This is a genomic window from Flagellimonas eckloniae, assembly GCF_001413955.1.
Lineage (GTDB): Bacteria > Bacteroidota > Bacteroidia > Flavobacteriales > Flavobacteriaceae > Flagellimonas > Flagellimonas eckloniae.
In genome coordinates, this window is sequence record NZ_LCTZ01000002.1 from 66,035 (window position 1) to 85,127 (window position 19,093).

Below are 19,093 nucleotides of genomic sequence, written 5' to 3' on the forward strand. Positions count from 1 at the left end.
AACATTCCCCATCATACACAGTTCTCTGCTTTTCCCTATACAACTTAGTGGGTTTCTTCCTTTAAATACGATTTAAAATTTTCCTTAAACCGGTTCAATCTAGGAATCGAAACATTTCTAACGTAGGAGTTATTTGGATTTCTCTTTTCATAATCCTGGTGATAATCTTCGGCCTTGTAAAAAATATCAAATTCTTTTATCTGGGTAACGATTGGGCTGTTATAGACGTTCTTGGATTCCAGTAGGGAAACATAATCCATGATAACTTTCTTTTGTGCTTCATTTTTATAAAATGCAATGGACCTATATTGAGCCCCTTTATCTGGACCTTGTCTGTTTAAGGAAGTTGGATCGTGCGAGCCAAAAAAGACCTGGACCAATTTGGTGAAAGAGATTAATTCAGGATCATAAAATACTTCCACGGCTTCAGCATGTCTGGTGCGGCCGTAGGCAACTTGCTCATACGTTGGATTTTTCTCAATTCCTCCAGAATAACCCGAATAAACCTCCTTAACGCCTTTTACGCTTTCAAAAATGGCCTCTACACACCAAAAACAACCACTAGCAAAGTAAGCGGTTTCATATTTTTGTAGTTCCTCTGGAGTAAATGTCGGTTGCTCAACCTCAACTTCTTGAGCGAGTACTGGTTTTGCTTTCGTGTTTTTTGATTGACAACTGGAAGATGTCAATAAAACAAAAATCAAAAATGGAATTCTTGCTATCTTCATGGCGTTTTTTTGCTTAGTAGCACCAATATAAGAAGTATTACTTGTGTTGCTGTTAAAAATTGTTAACCCAATGACTCATCTACAATGAATATTCTTGAAGTAGCACTTAAGGACTACACCACAGGTTCAATAGCTATCCTCGATTCACAAATACCTTTATCTAAATACTGTCTTATTGATTTATCATCATCTAACAAGGATTTAGAACGTTTTGATGTTACAGTGCCGCAATCTTGCCAAGAATATATAGATGAGGTTCTCTCTAGGCATAATGCCATGGTTGCTTTTGGAGGATATTTGGAACATAGGTCTTTATATACCAAATCTGAGCGATTTATAGCTACTGGTGCGCGCAATATTCATTTAGGAATGGATTTCTGGTGCAAAGCAGGTACAGAAGTCATTGCTCCACTTGATGGAAAAGTCGTTTGTTTTAAAAATAATGATGATATTGGAAATTATGGGCCAACCATAATTTTAGAGCATGAATTGCAAGAAGTTAGATTTTATACACTTTATGGACATCTCTCATTGGAGTCTATTGAAGGCTTACTTGTCGGTGATACATTTAAAACAGGGCAGGTACTTGCAACTTTAGGTACTCCAGATATAAATGTTAACTATGCTCCGCATCTTCATTTTCAAATTATATCTGATTTGGAAGGGTCCGACGGAGATTATCCAGGGGTATGTTCTGGAGAAGACCTCGATTTTTATCAAAAAAATTGCCCAAATCCGAACCTTTTATTGAAACTGCCATTTTAAAACATCGATGAAATACACAAGGAATCGGTAGAGTGTTTTGGGCGTTTAAAACGTTTATCGAGGATAAAATACACTTTAGCTGAAAAAGGTTCCCACACCGAAAAAAAAAGGAAGTTAAGCGAGTTAAATCCAGGCTAGATAGCATGTGAGGGTACATTTACTATGTAATAAAAACCCAAATCATGAAAGCAATTTTAACCATTACCGCAATAATTTTCTTCGGAACTCTAGCTATGGCCCAAGACACTTCTAAGGAAATAAAAGTTGAAACTTCAACGGTTGGAATTGAATTGAATGTTGAAATTCAAGAAGAAGCTCAAAAAGAGACTGAGGTTGCTAGATTATATATGTTCAAAAACTCTAGAATTAAAAAAGCACTTTCTTTTAGAACTAAAAGAAACAAATCTAAGTTAGCATAATCATGGTCATGATATTGGAAATAGCAATACCGTTCACTCTATTCTTAAGCGTGGCTTTTGTTGTTGCATCTATCATTTTTTCATTCCGAAAAAAAAAAGACTCATCTGAGTCATCGAAAAAGGATTAAATGATTTATACATTTAATCGATAAGAAATGCAGTAAGCCGATTTTAAAATTATCATTGAACACACTACCATATTTTTACAATCCAATCCTCAAATCATTAGAAAATGTATACTATCATAACCTCCATTGCCTTATTTTGTAGTCTAATTTTTGTTTCTGCAGCTATACTTTTGTCCTTACGCCTTGCAAAGGCCCCTTCAAACCACAAGTAATAATTAGAAGTAAACCTACAATACTCCCTTTACCATTTTAGAGTAGTCTTTCTTCAATTACAATGAAAAGTAAGAAGAAGAGAACAAATTGCGTTTTCAATTCGCAACTTATTCAGGAATCGTGATTTTATCTCCTAAGAAAATAGCGTTTAGGAATAGTCTATTTGTCCCGTACCAAGATCCCCTAAAGTTTGGGTTGTCTGCAAAGAGAACAACTGTGCCATTGCCTAACTCGCTAACAATGAGTGAAGCTGAGGGTTTGAGGTTTTCCTCCATATTTTTCTTGGTTATAAATCCATCAATATGTGGGTCTTTAGAATATTTTGCTACGGTAGCATATTCATTTTTACTGGGAGCCAGCCAAATAGAATTATTTTTATAAACGGGTATCGAAGCATCATGATAACCAAAAGCCAAAGGATGGGTAATGTCCAAATCCACTCTAAAAATAGCACCACCAACACTTTCTTTTCCCAAATGCTCCGGAGCATCCACATAGGGCTTTCGAATTATAGCCTTGGTTGAGTCTTTTTCCTGCTCGGTAAGTTTTTCCTTTACCAGTTTTTTATCAATTGCCCATTTAGAAGCACTACCTATGGTGATTAAAGTATTGCCCTTGCTTACCCAATTTTTGATTTTATCAATCTGTTTTTCAGAAAAATTATACCTACCGGAAACCATGACCAAAGTATTGTATTTGTCCAGACTGGCCCTACCAAAATTTCGAACCGGTATCTTGGTGATGGGCATGTGTATCCTTGTGTCCAAAAGATGCCATACCTCTCCAGCCTCATAGGATCGAACACCGTTACCAATAATCATAGCTGCTTTTGGTTTGGTAATTGGAGAAACACTACGGCTTCCTAAATCGATTCCTTTTAAACTGTACCCAGAATTAACGGTAAATACTGGAACCTTATATGTGTTTTGGGCCTGTTGAACAATGCTAAATACAGCGTCTGCATTTTTTTCTTGAAGACTTACAGGAACTACCAATGCACCATAGTTAAATGCTTTGTTGCCATTAGTCGTTTTCACTGTAAAAGGTTTAAAAGATGAGGAGACAACCAGTCCATCAGTTTGCAATTGATTTAACAGCGCAACGGCGTTATAATCGTCATAATCGATAATATAGGCATATTGGGATTTTTGAACTGGTGTTGGTTTTACCAAATCATCCACCGAAGTAACTCTTTCACCAAGATTCAAAGAGGTTACAGGCTTGTACTTCATATTGTAAAAATTGGCAACGGACCAGGCGGAAGCATCATAATAAACGCTATCCCTGTATTTTTCATAGGTTTCAAACATAGTTTGAACCATACGATATTGGGTTTGCCTTGTTGGAACAACGTAACCATTACCTGATTTGTAGACATCTATTTTATGCAACAATAGTTTGTCTACAAATGCTTTTACTCTATTTGGGTCATGATCGTCTTTGAAGGAATACCCTTTTATTTTGCTTTTTAATGCATTGTCTAGTCCGCTTTTAAAGAAATTTTGCTGATACTTTCTTAGAATCGCTTTATTTTCAACGGCAGCTTTTATGGTTGTAATACTAGAGGTATATTGATTTCTAATGGTGAAGGGAAAAGTGATTTCACCAAATTTTGTGGTTTGCTTGTGCCCTCTGGAGCTTGCTTGTTCAAAAAGCAGCCCCAATCCACCTTGTAGATCAGGGTAGGAGGAACCGTACCCGGGATATGTACCATCGAACACCTCTTTGGTAAAATAAAATGAACCAATACTGTCTAAGGCCTTGGAGAAATAGTCTCCAAAAAGATTGTTTAAATCCACATAGTTTTCCTTTGGCATTATGGGGTTCAAGGAGCCATTATCTTTCATTGGCTCAAAGAAATAGCTGCTTTGGGTACCCATTTCATGAAAATCGGTAACCACATTGGGGTACCATTCGTGATACCAAGTCAATTTACCTCTACTTTCTGGATGAATTCCCAATAACCAATCCCTGTTTAAATCAAACCAATAATGATTGGTTCTTCCCTGCGGCCAATATTCATTGTGCTCTGCATCTTGGGGGTCTGCAACCAGTGGATTGCCTTGATACATGTTTGCCCATTGCGTGTGGCGGTCACGTCCATCGGGATTTATAGTAGGATCAATAAAAATGACAGAATTTTTCAGGTAATTCAGGATTTCTGGATTATTGGAAGCAGCTAAGGTATAAGCCGTCAATAAGGCAGCTTCTGAACTAGAAGGCTCATTACCGTGAACATTATAGCCCAAATTTATAAAGACCGGTACCTCATCAAAATTATTTGGATTTTTTGAGGGATCCGTGAATTGAAGGTGCTGCGTTTTTAGCTGACTCAGATTTTCTAAATTTTGGGGAGTAGTTATTGTAAGAATTACAAGTTTTCTTCCTTCATGCGTTTTCCCATATTCTTGAATAGTTGCTCTATCCGAAACTTTAGCAAGTTCCATAAAATAGCTAACGATTAGATCATGTCGTGTGTGTCTTTCCCCAATTTCATAACCCAAAAATTGTTCTGGAGAAGGAATTTCTGAATTAAAAGGATGAAATTTTTTAAAGAAATAGTCTTGAGCTGAAATAGAAGTACTTATAAAAAGTACTGCAAGCAGTAGTTTTTTCAACATCGAAATAAGAATTAAGTTAGTCGTTCTAAAGATAAGAAAACCTTTACACGACAGAATTAAAATCCTCTACTATTTCTTCAAATTCAATTCGATAATAAGTTCCCTTTTTTGCCATGTCTCTTGCAATGGTTCCTCGTAGTTGTCTTGTAAGATTGTAAATGAGTTTTAAACCTAATGAGTTTGAATTTTTTGGATCAAAATTATGTGAGTACCCTATTCCATTGTCGCCCAAGTATAGCTCATAACGATTATCGTGCAAATTTTTAAGTGAAATCATGATTTCGCCACCATTTTCCTGTGTAATTCCATACTTGAGTGCATTGGTAATGGTTTCATTGATAATCAAGCCAAGCGGAATTACAGTGTCTATGCTGAGTTTATTTTCTTCAATATCAAACTTGACTTTTACATCCTCTGTATTTCCTTTAACGGAACGTACCAAGTATTCGCAGAGTTCCTTAACATAGGGTTTTAGTTCAATCTTGGACAAATAGTCATCACGCTTGTACAACATTTCGTGTACCATTGCCATTGAAACCACTCTGTTTTGGCTGCTCTTTATAATATTACTGATTTTTTCGTCGGCAACTGCCCTGGATTGTAAACTCAATAGGCTTGAAACTGTCTGCAAATTGTTCTTTACTCTGTGGTGCACTTCTTTTAACAGGGTCTCTTTTTCCTCTATTCGATCTTGTATTTCATTTCTAGACCTGTATAATTTGTTGTGTGCTTTCAGTAAATTTTTCCCAAAGACACCTCCCAGTAAATACACTGCGAAAATTGCACTCAAAAAAGCAAACCAGTTCCTAGATTCTTCAGGAACTACATTTTCTGAAATTCTAAAATCACCTAAACTATATAGAAATAGGACTGTGAGAACGACTAGGTTTATGATCAAATAAAAATGTCCGTAAATTTTGGTGGTCACATAACCAGCAAATACCACAATAGCCAAGACGAAGATAAAAGGACTCTGGATCTCTCCACTATAAAGCGTGACTATAATTGCCCCAATCATGGACAGAACAGAGGTTGCATTATAGGTTAACAGTATGTTTTTATGCAGGTTATACAGAAATGTATTGAGCATATTTAAAACTGCAAACCCAAAAAACGTAAAAGGAATGACGTCTTTAATGTCTAAAAAGAACAAACATATTGCTCCAAATAGAATAGTAAACAGCGCAGAACTATAGTTAACCTTCAGTACCAAATCAGTCTTATCTCGTAAACGATATTTATCCTTGACAGGAATTTTCATATGCGCTGCGCTTGGTTAATTCTGCTTTACTACTTTATTAGGATTGATGAATTGTAGTAAAAGTAGCTTTTATGGGGGTGTTTAAGCTGTAAATCTAAATATGTTTTTTATATAAACAAAAACGACAGCCAAAAATGACTGTCGCTTTGTATCTTTTGAAGGGTTTATGTTAGTCTTCAATAAGCACCCATTCTCCCTTAATGATAAGAGGTTCAGCTTGTTTGTATTTAACAGTCTTGCTTTCACCGGACATTACATTTTTTATTGTGACCCGGTCATTTCTTCCAATTTTTGGTTTTTCCCTAACAATGGTTTCGGTAACTGGAGGTCTTCCCCCTTGTGTTTGTCCTGCCGCTCTGTTTTGAGCTGCCAGTTCATCACTATTGGGTATTTCTTCTTTGGAAGTTTGCAGATTTTCTTTTGGTCTGCGGACATTGCCGGCCTCTTGAATCTGATTTGTATTTTCTGAAGGTAATTCTCCTTTGAACAAAAAGGAAATAATCTCTTTGTTCACCTTATCGATCATTTCTTTAAAAAGTTCAAAAGCCTCAAACTTATATATTAAAAGAGGGTCTTTTTGCTCATGAACGGCCAATTGAACGGATTGCTTCAATTCGTCCATTTTACGCAAATGCGTTTTCCATGAATCATCTATTATGGCCAGGGAAATATTCTTCTCAAAATCTGTTATCAACTGTTTTCCTTCACTGGAATACGCTCCCTCAAGGTTAGTGACCACATTTAAAGATTTAATACCATCAGTAAACGGCACTACAATGCGTTCAAATTTGTTGGATTTATCTTCGTAAACTTTTTTGATTACTTGAAAGGCTATTGTAGCACTTCTTTCCATTTTTTGCTGATAGAAATCATAAGCAGCGTTGTAAACACTAAGGGCAATATCCTGAAAGCTCAACTTTTTGAATTCCTCTTCAGTTACTGGAGAGGTGATTGAAAAATATTTGATCAATTCAAATTCAAAGTTTTTAAAATCATCCGCGGCTTTGTTGGTATCGGCAATAACTTCGGAAGTATCGTAGATCATGTTGGCAATATCTACTTTGAGACGTTCTCCTTGTAATGCGTGTCGTCTTCTTTTATAAACAACCTCGCGTTGGGCGTTCATTACGTCATCGTATTCCAACAAGCGCTTACGAATGCCAAAGTTGTTTTCTTCTACCTTTTTCTGGGCACGTTCAATAGATTTGGTCATCATGGAGTGCTGAATTACTTCACCTTCTTCCAAGCCCATTCTGTCCATCATTTTTGCCACACGGTCAGAGCCAAAGAGACGCATTAGGTTATCTTCCAAAGAAACATAGAATTGAGAACTTCCTGGATCTCCCTGACGCCCTGAACGACCTCGTAACTGCCTGTCCACACGTCTGGAATCATGCCGCTCCGTACCCACAATGGCCAATCCACCAGCATCTTTTACTTGTGTACTTAATTTAATATCGGTTCCACGACCTGCCATGTTGGTAGCAATGGTAACTATTCCCGCATTACCGGCTTCTGCAACAATATCCGCCTCTTTTTTATGAAGCTTCGCATTAAGTACATTATGGGGAACCTTCCGAACGCTTAACAGTTTGGAAAGCAGTTCCGATATTTCTACCGAAGTAGTACCAATTAATACCGGTCTTCCCGCCTGTGAAAGTTGGGTGACCTCGTCTATAATGGCATTGTATTTTTCTCGTTTGGTCTTGTAAATTAGATCATGTCTATCATCACGAGCAATAGGTCTGTTGGTGGGTATTTCCATAACATCCAACTTGTAGATTTCCCAGAACTCCCCAGCTTCTGTAACCGCTGTACCGGTCATGCCTGCCAGCTTGTTGTACATTCTAAAATAGTTCTGGAGCGTAATGGTGGCGAAGGTTTGGGTCATTGCCTCAATCTTCACATTTTCTTTGGCCTCTATGGCTTGGTGCAACCCATCTGAGTATCGCCTTCCATCCATGATTCGTCCAGTTTGCTCATCCACAATCATCACCTTGTTTTCCATTACAACATACTCCACATCCTTTTCAAAAAGCGTATAGGCTTTTAGGAGTTGGCTCATGGTATGGATTCGCTCACTTTTAACTGCAAATTCTTTGAAAAGACCTTCCTTGAGTTCGGCTTCCTTTTCAATTTCTAGGTTTTGATTTTCAATTTTTGCAATTTCTCCTCCAATGTCGGGCATTACAAAAAAGTCTTTGTCCTGATCTCCAGAAATGTAATCAACCCCTTTGTCCGTTAATTCAATTTGATTGTTTTTTTCATCAATAGTAAACAATAGTTCGGCATCGACCTTGGGCATTTCACGGTTGTTGTCCTGCATGTAGAAGTTTTCCGTTTTTTGCAGCAACTGTTTTACACCTTCTTCACTTAAAAACTTGATTAGGGCCTTGTTTTTTGGCAAACCTCGATGAACCCTTAACAGTTGAAACCCTCCTTCTTTAGTATCTCCTTCTTTTATCAATCTTTTGGCTTCTGCCAAAACCCCGGTTAAATATTGACGCTGCTTCTGAACGATATCGCCAACTTTTGGCTTCAATTCATTGAACTCGTGCCTATCTCCTTCAGGAACCGGTCCGGAAATGATTAATGGGGTACGGGCATCATCTATCAATACGGAATCTACCTCATCCACAATAGCGTAATGATGCGGTGGTTGCACCAAATCATTCGGAGTATGCGCCATATTATCCCTTAAATAATCAAAGCCAAACTCATTGTTGGTACCGTAAGTAATATCAGAATTATATGCAGCTCTTCTACCTTCGGAATTTGGCTGGTGTTTGTCTATACAATCAACCGATAGACCATGAAATTCAAAAATAGGAGCCATCCAAGCACTATCCCTTTTTGCTAGATAATCGTTTACGGTCACTAAGTGTGAACCTTTGCCCGGAAGCGCATTTAAATAGAGTGGGAGCGTGGCGACCAATGTTTTTCCTTCCCCTGTTTGCATTTCCGCAATTTTCCCTTGATGTAGAGCAACCCCGCCAATAAGCTGAACATCATAATGCACCATGTCCCAGGTTACTTGTTTTCCAGCAGCATCCCATGAATTCTTCCAAATGGCATTATCTCCTTCAAGGGTAACATAATCCTTGGTACCTGAAAGGGACCTATCAAATTCTGAAGCCGTTACGGTAAGGGTTTCATTGGCAGCAAAACGCTTTGCCGTCTCCTTAACTACAGCAAAAGCTTCCGGAAGGATGGTATTTAGTGTGCTTTCTGAGATTTTGTAGGACTCTTCGTTGAGCTTGTCAATTTCAGTATAGATTTCTTCATTACGATCTATATCTGTTGAATTCTGAACTTCTTCCTTTAAAGCATCGATTTTATCATTTATCTCTTTACAATCTTCTTGTATCTGGGATTTAAAGGAAATTGTTTTCTGTCTTAGTTCGTCGTGGGACAATCCTTCAAGTTGTTCTTCAAAGGATCTTATTTCTTTGACCAAAGGTTGAAGTGATTTAACGTCTTTCTCTGACTTATCTCCAACGAAAACCTTTAGTACCGAATTAATAAAGCTCATGAATAATTTTTCTTTTGGATTGCAAAAGCTGTTCCATTGTCCTGAGGAGGGTAGAAACCTTTTGCTAGGCTGCCAAAATTACATAAAAAAAAGCCTCAAATGAGACTTTTTAGTAGTGTTTGTTTTTCTAAAATTAATACTCGTCCTCATTCCAGAGGTAATCTTCTTCGGTGGGATAGTCGGGCCATATTTCCTCGATGGACTCGTAAATTTCGCCACCTTCCTCTTCCATGGATTGTAAGTTTTCTACAACTTCCAATGGGGCTCCAGTACGGATGGCATAATCTATTAATTCGTCTTTGGTGGCTGGCCAAGGCGCATCACTTAAATATGAGGCTAATTCTAATGTCCAGTACATAGTAACGGTTTGATTTTAAATTTTTTGCAAAAATAATTTTTAAACTGAATTTGCCAAGCAAAATTGACATTATTTAAAAATTATTTTCAACTTCTTAATCTGTAACGCGGAAAATAGGGATTTATTAGTCCAATTTTTCAGGAATCCATTTGACTTCTTCTGCTTGCAAATCTTTTGACAACTTCCGTGCCAATACGAAAAGGTAATCCGAAAGTCTATTTATATAGGAAAGTAATGTGTCTGGTACTGGCTCATTCTCATGTAAGTATGAGATCATACGCTCCGCTCTTCTGCAGACTGTTCTGGCAATATGACAGTATGACACGGTTGTGTGTCCTCCAGGGAGAATAAAATGGGTCATTTCCGGAAGCTCTTCGTTCATTTTGTCAATTTCCTTCTCCAACAGCTCAATATCATCCCCGCTTATTTTTGGAATTTTTAAACGATTTTCTTTTTTAGGCTCGGTGGCCAAAATTGCACCTACAGTAAAAAGTTTATTTTGGATAAGGGCCAACGTATTTTTGGAATTGGAATCCATTTTTTGGTCTCTGAGCAATCCTAAAAACGAATTTAACTCGTCTATTGTTCCATAGCTTTCAATTCTGATATGGTGCTTCGGAACCCTAGTACCTGTGAAAAGAGCTGTTGTGGCCTTGTCACCAGTTTTTGTATAAATTTTCATTCTTCGTGTCTACGTTTACCATCCATGAATTTGCGCGACTTTCTATTTCTTGACCCTCTTCTGTTGTTGAAAAGAATAACAAGGTAAATAATGGCTAATCCCCCTAAAACGTAATAAATAGTATTACTCATTAGAAAAGTGTTTTGGACATCTAAAATTACCTTTTTAAATTCGGATGATGAAATGTTCTTTTACTTGTTCCTTTCTGATAAAAAGAACTCCACAATGGAACATATCAATGCTAACTGTGATTAGTGGTAATTCAATAAGGTTTCTCCAAAGCTCTTGTTTTTCTGGAGTTTGATGGATTGAGTTGATGAAAATCATACTGTTATTGTGGAGTTTTTCCTCGGAAAATAACCGCTTCAACATATCAATTTCCAATTCGTCGGCATAAACTACATCAATCATGTTTGCTCCGATAACCATATTTGGGAAATGAATTTGTAAGGGCTTTTTTAGGTCTTGTTTTCCATAAAGCTCAATGTTTTTATGGTTAAAGTAAGCAATGCTTTTTAGGAGTATGTTGATTGATTTTATGTTGTCCCTTTTTTGTTTTAAGTATAGGCATTTGGTAACATAATTGAAAACAAAAGGGGAGTGGACACCGTGCTCATTGGTAGATTTTAAAAGGAATTTCAGATATGAGAATAACACACAAAACATACTACCCTTCCAAAATAGCGGAAAGCTCAAACCAACGCTCTGTTTTGGTCTCGATGGAGTTTGAAATTTCTTTGAGACCAATAGACAATTGCGTTATTTCTTCAACGCTCAGGTTAGGGTCAGTAAACTTGTTTTGGAGTACCCCTTTTTTCTCTTCCAATTTTTGAATTTCCTTTTCTAACTGCTTATGCTCTTTTTGTTCTGAGTAAGACAATTTTTGAGAGTTTCCCTTTTCCTTCCAATTGGTTTTTTCGGCTTTTTCTGTGTTATTGCTTTTTGCTTCACGATCAGCAATAACTTTACTACTTTCATAAGCTCTGTAATCAGAATAATTTCCAGGAAAGTCTTCTATGATGCCATTACCCCTAAAAATGAACAAATGATCTACAATTTTATCCATGAAATAGCGATCGTGGGAGACTACGATCAAACATCCTGGAAAATCCAGTAAAAAGCTTTCCAACACATTTAGCGTGACAATATCCAAATCATTGGTAGGTTCATCCAAAATCAAAAAATTAGGGTTTTGGATAAGCACGGTACACAAATACAATCGTTTTCGTTCTCCGCCACTCAGTTTTTCAACAAAATCGTATTGTTTTTTTCTATCAAAAAGGAAGCGTTCCAAAAGTTGTTGTGCTGAAATCTGTCTGCCTTTTTTCAATGGGATGTAGTCTCCAAATTCCCGGATTACATCAATAACTTTTTGACCTTCTTTTGAATGTATTCCCTTTTGCGTGTAATAGCCAAATTTTAATGTGTCACCCACAACTACTTTTCCACCATCAACGGTTTCTTTTTGTGTAATGATGTTTAAGAATGTAGACTTTCCTGTTCCGTTTTGACCAATTATTCCAAGCCTCTCACCTTTGGTGAAATTATAATCGAATTTTTCTAAAATTGTTTTGTCATCAAATGATTTGGATATGTTGTGAAGTTCCAAGATTTTACTTCCCAAACGTTCCATGTTTAGCTCCAACTGAACCTGATGTTCTATTCTTCTTTGATGTGCTTTATGTTTTATTTCCTTGAAATCATCAATTCGAGATTTTGATTTAGTGGTACGGGCTTTGGGTTGTCTGCGCATCCAATCCAATTCTTTTTTGAAAAGTAATTTGGATTTGTGCTGCTCCACGGCTTCCCGTTCCATTCGTGCTTCTTTTTCTCGAAGATAGTAGGAGTAATTTCCTTTATAACTATATAACTGATTGTTGTCCAGTTCTATGATTTCATTACACACCCGTTCCAAAAAATAACGATCGTGCGTAACCATAAACAGCGTAATGTTTTCCTTTGTAAAATAGGCTTCCAACCATTCTATCATTTCCAGGTCCAAATGGTTTGTTGGCTCATCCAAAATTAAAAGGTCTGGCTTGTTCAGAAGAGCGTTGGCCAAGGCCAAACGTTTTTTTTGCCCTCCTGATAAGGTTCCTACTTTTACATCGAGTTTTTCTAAATTCAGTTTAAAAAGAATCTGCTTGTATCGGGTTTCAAAATCCCAGGCATTGTGCCTTTCCATGGCTTCAAAAGCTTTCTGATACTGTTCTTCCTCATCTGGATTCTGAACTGCCTTTTCGTAAGCAGTAATTATTTTCAAAACCTCATTATCAGTACTAAAAATTGTTTCTTCGATGGTTAAATCTGGATTTAGATTGGGTTCTTGCTCCAAAAAGGCAATTTTAATACCCTTTCTGGAGGTTACTTGTCCAGTTTCTGTAGTGTCCTTTCCGGAAATTATATTCAATATAGAGGTCTTCCCACTTCCATTTTTAGCAATCAATGCAATTTTCTGATCTTTATTTATGCCGAATGAGATATTGGAAAAGAGAACCAATTCACCATAAGATTTAGATATGTTTTCTACTGTCAATAAATTCATTGAAATGTTTTACTGTGTTTCGTTAGCGCTTAGCAAACGTTAAAAGATAACCGTAACGAATCGTCAGAGTCAAAAGTAATGGAATCAATATTGGTGAAAAACTTTGAATTTTAAAAAGCCAGACTAAAAGTAGGATGCCCATTAAGGCTAATGCTGTCCATAGGTATTTTATTAACCATGTGGGTGTCTGTTTTTGGAATACAAATGCGACAACGATATTTGCTGGAAGGGCCCATAGCACATTAAAGTTTTTTGGTGTTGATGTATGGTCCGTGGCCAACCAAAGTAGCAGTAAAAAAGTGCCTATCAGTCCGGTAACAAAGAAGAGTGAAAAATCCAGCCAACGACTCCGAACTCCATGCTTATAATCTAAATAGGTTATGATACATGTGAATATGAACAGTAGAGTAAACCAAAATAGTGGGGATGATGGAAAAAAACCGGTCATTTTATGCTCGTTGTAATCAAGGACGATGCGTTCTCTCAACAATAATGGTTTTCCATCTTTGCTGGTGTTCTTTAATTGTCGCATGGCATAGTGGGGTAAAAACATATGCTCTTGCACGGTTGCTTTTCTGTCCACTGGGGAGCCAAAAGCCAAATCAATCCCAAATGAGGACCATGAATTTAGATTCAAATTTTGCCGTACCAGCTCCCTAAAAGTGTATTGCTTTTCCAAATAGGAACCATCAAAAACCAAAGCATCGCCAAATTGTTGTTTTAAAATATCGCCTGTAATACTGGAACAGTTATTTAAGAGTGGGTCGTACAGATAATCTCTGTTTTCTGGCAAAAAATTATTCTCAAAAAAAACCAATAGCTGGTTTTTTTCAGCTAATGTCAAATCTAAAATTTGTTCTTTTACCCATCTTTTTTCCAATTCATAGGTAAATAAAAACCGGTCAAAGCTTCTTCTGGAAAGTGAATAGACCATTTTTCCTTTAACGAAGTTTAGATAGAAGTTTGGTCGGTTAAAATCATAGGTGCCATAATTGTAAACCACATCAATGCCCAAAACGGTATCCTGAACTCGAAAAGCGGTATGTCCGAACGAATCGACAAGTTGATTGCCTGGGCCACATGTTAACATGCTTACCTGAGAATTATCGGTAAGCTGTGGTATTTGAGCAAATGCATTTTTTTCAACTAAAAAGAGTGCTGCCAAAAAGAAAATCCAGTGTTTCATTTTTGATTTTATCCCAGCAAATATCAGAATAAAAACGGCATAGTGGCGTGACTGCTCCAAAGACTTTATTTTTTACAGTATTTTTACGAAAATCCAATTGAATGAAGCGGTATATTCCTAATTTTTTAACCTTGCTCAATTTGTTTAGTGGTTGTATAGCTGCCGTGTTTGCAGTTTTAAACTATTTGGAATGGGCTGCACTTTTTGTGTTTATTGGAATTTTCTTTGACTTTTTTGATGGCTTTGCGGCTAGAATGCTAAACGTTCAGAGTGAAGTTGGGGTGCAATTGGATTCTTTGGCGGATATGATTACCAGTGGATTGGTACCGGGTATTGTAATGTTTCAGTTGTTGCAAATGGCCGAGACTGGTGGATGGAACCTTGGATTCTTTGGGCATGAAACGGAAATGACCGTGCTTCCCTTTTTTGGGTTTGCAATCACCTTGGCCTCTGCTTATCGTTTGGCCAAATTTAATGTTGATGAAAATCAAGTTTCTTCTTTTATTGGATTGCCAACTCCAGCAAATGCACTGTTGATTCTATCCCTACCCTTAATTTTAGTGTACCATGCGAATGATGTACTCAATACACTTATTTTAAGTGAATGGTTTTTAATAGGGTTGACCTTGGTAAGTGCTTTTTTATTGAATTCCCGAATTGAGCTCTTTGCTTTAAAGTTTAAAAATTGGAGCTTTAAGGACAACGCGGTACGATATCTTTTTCTGATAGGAAGTTTGATATTGTTGGTTACTTTAAAGTTTTTGGCGGTGCCGATTATAATAATTTTTTACGTGTTCAGTTCGTTGTTGCTGAAAGCTTCCAAAAACAATGATATTTTGTGATTTTTTTAGTTCCTCTCTAAAGTTTAGGGATGTATTTTTGTGTTATAGATGACATACAACACATGAAACAGACTGCCTTTCTTTTATTTCTTTTGACTGTTTTTGCTCTTTTTTCTTCACACGAGCTATTCTTAAAAACGGATGCCTATTTTTTAAATTCGGGTCAATCCAGTGAATTGTATTTGTTCAATGGAACTTTTGATAAAAGTGAAAACGAGATTACCAGAGATAGGATTTCGGATGCTAGAATTATAGGTCCCAAGTATGAAAAACATGTATTGGATAGCGATTATTATGATAAGGACAATATCACCTATTTAAAGTTTGCTGCAGGTGGCGAAGGCACCTACACAGCAGGGGTTTCTACCTTACCCCGTATGATCGAAATGACCGCAGAAAGTTTTAACGATTATTTGGAACATGAAGGGCTAGAGGATGTTATTAAGAAAAGGAAGGAAGAAGGTAGCTATAGTTCTGGAGCAAAGGAAAAGTATTCCAAGCATGTAAAAATGCTTTTTCAAGTTGGCGACAAAAAAACTGATCATTTTGATACAGTCTTTGGATACCCTATCGAATTTGTTCCACTAAACAACCCTTATGAGTTAAAGACGGGAGAAAGTATTTCTTTTAAATTGTTGGCTAATGGAAAGCCTTTGGCCAATCAAACGGTACATTATAGCACTTCTGTACCTGGAAAGGACGCCCATGAAAATGAAAGCTCAACAAGAACAGATGAAAATGGAATATTGAAAATGGTTCCAACACAAGCTGGGAAATGGTATGTTGCCACTATTTTTATGGTAAAAAGTAAGGAGGATGGCGTAGATTACGAATCTAACTGGGCAACTTTGACCTTTGCTGTAAAGTAATACTTAAAAGTCGAGTTTTTTCTTTCGAAGCTCAAAATTCTGACCTAGATATACTTTCCTGACCATTTCATCTTGCGCTAAGTCTTCAGGGATACCAGCTTTTAATATGCCTCCTTCAAACATTAGGTAAGAACGTTCTGTAATCGCCAAGGTCTCCTGTACGTTGTGATCCGTAATGAGAATCCCTATATTTTTATCCTTTAGTTGGGCCACAATACGTTGGATATCTTCAACAGCAACAGGGTCAACCCCGGCAAAAGGCTCATCAAGTAAGATAAACTTTGGGTCTGTGGCCAAAGCACGGGCAATTTCGGTACGCCTACGTTCCCCCCCTGATAACAAATCTCCTCGGTTTTTACGAATATGGCCCAAGCCAAACTCATCAATCAAGGATTCCATTTTCATATGCTGTTCCTTCTTACTCAATTTGGTAAGCTGTAGAACGCTGAGTATATTTTTTTCAATACTTAACTTACGGAAAACTGAAGCTTCTTGCGCTAGGTAGCCGATACCATTTTGAGCTCTTTTGTACATAGGGAATGTGGTAATCTCCATATCGTCCAAAAATATTTTACCACCGTTGGGTTTGATAAGACCTACAATCATATAAAAAGATGTGGTCTTACCGGCGCCATTTGGACCTAAAAGCCCAACAATTTCTCCTTGGTTTACTTCCAAAGAAATGCCCTTAACAACTTTTCGGCCTCGGTAGGCCTTCATTATATTATCAGCTCTTAGCTTCATACGAATGGGCCAAAACTAAACATATTCTGGAATAGCTATTGGACTTTGTGAAATTTTTATGCATCAAGATTTTCTAGTTCTTCCCAAAATTCAAAGGCCCTTCGTAGGTGCGGTACAACTATGGTTCCTCCAACTAAAGTCGCTATGCCCAGTGTCTCCATAACCTCTTCTTTTGTCGCACCTTCGTTCTTGGAACTTTCTAGGTGGTATTTTACGCAATCATCACAGCGAAGAACCGCTGAAGCTACCAAACCTAGGAGTTCTTTGGTTTTGACGTCTAATGCTCCTGCCATATAGGCATTGGTATCCAAGTTGAAAATCCGTTTGATCAACTTGTTGTTTTCCGCCAATATCTTGTCGTTCATTCTGGAACGATAAGAATTAAATTCTTCTACTTTATTTGGCATTTCTTTTTTCTTTTTTAGCTTCTTTTCGTAAGACTAGTTTAGAAATATAGATACTTATTTGATACAAAATCAATACCGGAACAGAAACTACAATTTGGCTTGCAACATCTGGAGGAGTAATCACGGCAGATAATATGAGAACAATTACAAGAGCAATTTTTCTATATTTCTTTAGTATTTCCGGAGTAACCAAACCTACCTTGGTTAAAAAGTATATGATAATTGGCAATTCGAACATTATTCCACAGGCGATGACTGATGCCCTTACAGTTGCGATGAAAGAACTAATATCAATTTCGTTTAATACTTCTTTGCTTACTTGGTAGGTCCCCAAAAAATTAATGGATAATGGTGCCACAACATAGTACCCAAATAACACTCCCATAAAAAATAGTGTGGATGCCACTAAAATAAAACCTCTGGAATGTTTGCGCTCGTTCTCATGTAATCCTGGACTGATAAATCGCCATACTTCCCAAAGTACATATGGAAATCCAACTATAAAACCGGCCCAAATAGAGGTCCAAATATGAGCCGAAAATTGGCCAGCCATAGTTCTGTTTTGAATGGTGAATGGTAATGTATCAGCACAAAACTCAGAAGTTATCCCAAAAAAGGTGGCTATTTTACAAAAGAACCGATAGGTTGGAAAATCCATTTTTTTTGGTCCAAAAAGGACTGTGTCAAAAATAAATTCTCTCATCATAAATGCCACGCAAGCAACTAAAACAACTGCTACTACTGACCGGATAAGGTGCCACCGTAGTACTTCCAAATGGTCCAAAAAGGACATTTCGTCGGGAGCTTCTATCTTCTTTGCCATTACAGAATTCCTTCGTTTATAAGGTTATGAATATGAACAACTCCAGCATAAGTGTCCTTGTCAAAGGCAAGAAGTTGTGAAATGCCTTTGGCTTGCAATAGTTCCAACGCATTAACAGCCAACGTATCTACATCTATTGTTTTGGGATTGGATGTCATAATATCTTTTGCGGTCAAACCACTTATGTTATCATGTATGCTGAGCATTCGCCTAATATCACCATCTGTTACAATACCAACTACTTTTTTGTCTTCCATTACAGCTGTAACACCTAACATTTTTTCTGAAATCTCCACAATTACTTCTTTTACACTTGAATCGATATTAACTTGCGGTTTTTGATTGTTCACTACAATATCGGCAACCCGTAAATATAGTTTTTTACCCAAAGATCCCCCTGGGTGATACTTTGCAAAATCTGCACTGCTAAAACCTCTAAGTTCCAAAAGACTAATAGCTAGCGCGTCGCCCATGGCCATTTGTGCCGAAGTACTTGTTGTTGGGGCTAGATTATTTGGACAGGCTTCTTTATCCACATAAGTACTCAAAGCAAAATCTGCTTGTTTGGCCAATAAGGAGTCCATATTCCCGGTAATACCAATTAATTTATTTTTTCCAATTTTTATTAAAGGAAGTAATGCCTTTATCTCTGGAGTATTTCCACTTTTGGAGATACAGACAACAATGTCATTTTTTTGAATGGTACCCAAATCACCATGAATGGCATCCGCGGCATGCATAAAGGTTGCCGGGGTTCCTGTGGAGTTCAATGTTGCCACAATCTTTGAAGCCACGATTGCACTTTTGCCCACTCCTGATACCACTACCCGTCCTTGGGAGTCTAAAATGTATTGTACGGCATGTGCAAATTGTTCGTCCAGTAAGCTTATCAAATTATGAATGGCCTTACTCTCGGTTTCAAGGGTTCTTTTTGCAATGGATAAAATAGACTGAATGTCGCTCAAAGTAA

17 protein-coding genes are annotated in these 19,093 nt (G+C 37.3%); 4 read left to right on the plus strand and 13 right to left on the minus strand.

The features are described 5' to 3' along the window. Window positions 1–44 precede the first annotated feature (44 nt). Window positions 45–728, minus strand: coding sequence for a peptide-methionine (S)-S-oxide reductase MsrA (msrA, locus tag AAY42_RS00390; protein WP_055392036.1), 684 nt, complete (start codon window positions 726–728; stop codon window positions 45–47). An 84-nt stretch (window positions 729–812) separates the two neighbouring features. On the opposite strand from msrA, the gene AAY42_RS00395 reads away from it, so the two are divergent. Together AAY42_RS00395 and AAY42_RS00400 are read left to right on the plus strand one after the other, a co-directional pair. Continuing rightward, complete coding sequence (locus tag AAY42_RS00395; RefSeq protein ID WP_055392037.1) at window positions 813–1,493, plus strand: peptidoglycan DD-metalloendopeptidase family protein; 681 nt, start codon at window positions 813–815, stop codon at window positions 1,491–1,493. Window positions 1,494–1,675: 182 nt separating this feature from the next. Then, window positions 1,676–1,912: a hypothetical protein gene (locus tag AAY42_RS00400; protein WP_055392038.1), complete on the plus strand. Its 237-nt coding sequence runs from the start codon at window positions 1,676–1,678 to the stop codon at window positions 1,910–1,912. 448 nt (window positions 1,913–2,360) lie between these two features. Here AAY42_RS00400 and AAY42_RS00405 read toward each other — a convergent pair whose 3' ends face one another. The 8 genes from AAY42_RS00405 to AAY42_RS00440 form a co-directional block, all read right to left on the minus strand. Then, window positions 2,361–4,874, minus strand: coding sequence for a M14 family zinc carboxypeptidase (locus AAY42_RS00405; RefSeq protein WP_055392039.1), 2,514 nt, complete (start codon window positions 4,872–4,874; stop codon window positions 2,361–2,363). A 43-nt stretch (window positions 4,875–4,917) separates the two neighbouring features. Next, on the minus strand, window positions 4,918–6,135 hold the full coding sequence (locus AAY42_RS00410) for a sensor histidine kinase (protein ID WP_055392040.1): 1,218 nt from the start codon (window positions 6,133–6,135) through the stop codon (window positions 4,918–4,920). A 169-nt stretch (window positions 6,136–6,304) separates the two neighbouring features. Beyond that, a complete protein-coding gene (secA, locus tag AAY42_RS00415; RefSeq protein ID WP_055392041.1) occupies window positions 6,305–9,667 on the minus strand; it encodes a preprotein translocase subunit SecA in 3,363 nt (1,120 codons plus the stop codon). A gap of 133 nt (window positions 9,668–9,800) precedes the next feature. Then, on the minus strand, window positions 9,801–10,025 hold the full coding sequence (locus AAY42_RS00420; RefSeq protein ID WP_013551418.1) for a DUF2795 domain-containing protein: 225 nt from the start codon (window positions 10,023–10,025) through the stop codon (window positions 9,801–9,803). A 124-nt stretch (window positions 10,026–10,149) separates the two neighbouring features. Continuing rightward, window positions 10,150–10,707 carry a cob(I)yrinic acid a,c-diamide adenosyltransferase gene (locus AAY42_RS00425; protein ID WP_055392042.1) on the minus strand — a complete coding sequence of 186 codons (558 nt, stop codon included), beginning with the start codon at window positions 10,705–10,707 and terminating at the stop codon, window positions 10,150–10,152. A 165-nt stretch (window positions 10,708–10,872) separates the two neighbouring features. Beyond that, window positions 10,873–11,136, minus strand: coding sequence for a hypothetical protein (locus AAY42_RS18085; RefSeq protein WP_139063585.1), 264 nt, complete (start codon window positions 11,134–11,136; stop codon window positions 10,873–10,875). A gap of 238 nt (window positions 11,137–11,374) precedes the next feature. Then, window positions 11,375–13,252, minus strand: coding sequence for an ABC-F family ATP-binding cassette domain-containing protein (locus AAY42_RS00435; protein WP_055392044.1), 1,878 nt, complete (start codon window positions 13,250–13,252; stop codon window positions 11,375–11,377). A gap of 22 nt (window positions 13,253–13,274) precedes the next feature. After that, on the minus strand, window positions 13,275–14,438 hold the full coding sequence (locus AAY42_RS00440; protein WP_055392045.1) for a lipoprotein N-acyltransferase Lnb domain-containing protein: 1,164 nt from the start codon (window positions 14,436–14,438) through the stop codon (window positions 13,275–13,277). Between the two features lie 101 nt (window positions 14,439–14,539). On the opposite strand from AAY42_RS00440, the gene AAY42_RS00445 reads away from it, so the two are divergent. Together AAY42_RS00445 and AAY42_RS00450 are read left to right on the plus strand one after the other, a co-directional pair. After that, a complete protein-coding gene (locus AAY42_RS00445; RefSeq protein WP_055392046.1) occupies window positions 14,540–15,280 on the plus strand; it encodes a CDP-alcohol phosphatidyltransferase family protein in 741 nt (246 codons plus the stop codon). A gap of 62 nt (window positions 15,281–15,342) precedes the next feature. Beyond that, entirely contained in the window at window positions 15,343–16,149 is an 807-nt protein-coding gene (locus tag AAY42_RS00450; protein ID WP_055392047.1) for a DUF4198 domain-containing protein, read from the plus strand. 3 nt (window positions 16,150–16,152) lie between these two features. Here the strand turns inward: AAY42_RS00450 and lptB are convergent, their stop codons facing one another. Genes lptB through AAY42_RS00470 form a run of 4 tightly spaced genes read right to left on the minus strand, consistent with a single transcriptional unit; the run spans window position 16,153 to window position 19,088 of the window. Further along, complete coding sequence (gene lptB / locus AAY42_RS00455) at window positions 16,153–16,893, minus strand: LPS export ABC transporter ATP-binding protein (RefSeq protein ID WP_055392048.1); 741 nt, start codon at window positions 16,891–16,893, stop codon at window positions 16,153–16,155. Window positions 16,894–16,949: 56 nt separating this feature from the next. Continuing rightward, window positions 16,950–17,300, minus strand: coding sequence for a carboxymuconolactone decarboxylase family protein (locus AAY42_RS00460; protein WP_055392049.1), 351 nt, complete (start codon window positions 17,298–17,300; stop codon window positions 16,950–16,952). Beyond that, entirely contained in the window at window positions 17,290–18,123 is an 834-nt protein-coding gene (gene tatC / locus AAY42_RS00465) for a twin-arginine translocase subunit TatC (protein ID WP_055392050.1), read from the minus strand. Before tatC ends, AAY42_RS00460 begins: the two co-directional genes overlap by 11 nt. Continuing rightward, window positions 18,123–19,088 carry a KpsF/GutQ family sugar-phosphate isomerase gene (locus tag AAY42_RS00470; protein WP_055392051.1) on the minus strand — a complete coding sequence of 322 codons (966 nt, stop codon included), beginning with the start codon at window positions 19,086–19,088 and terminating at the stop codon, window positions 18,123–18,125. Before AAY42_RS00470 ends, tatC begins: the two co-directional genes overlap by 1 nt. Between the last annotated feature and the right edge of the window lie 5 nt (window positions 19,089–19,093).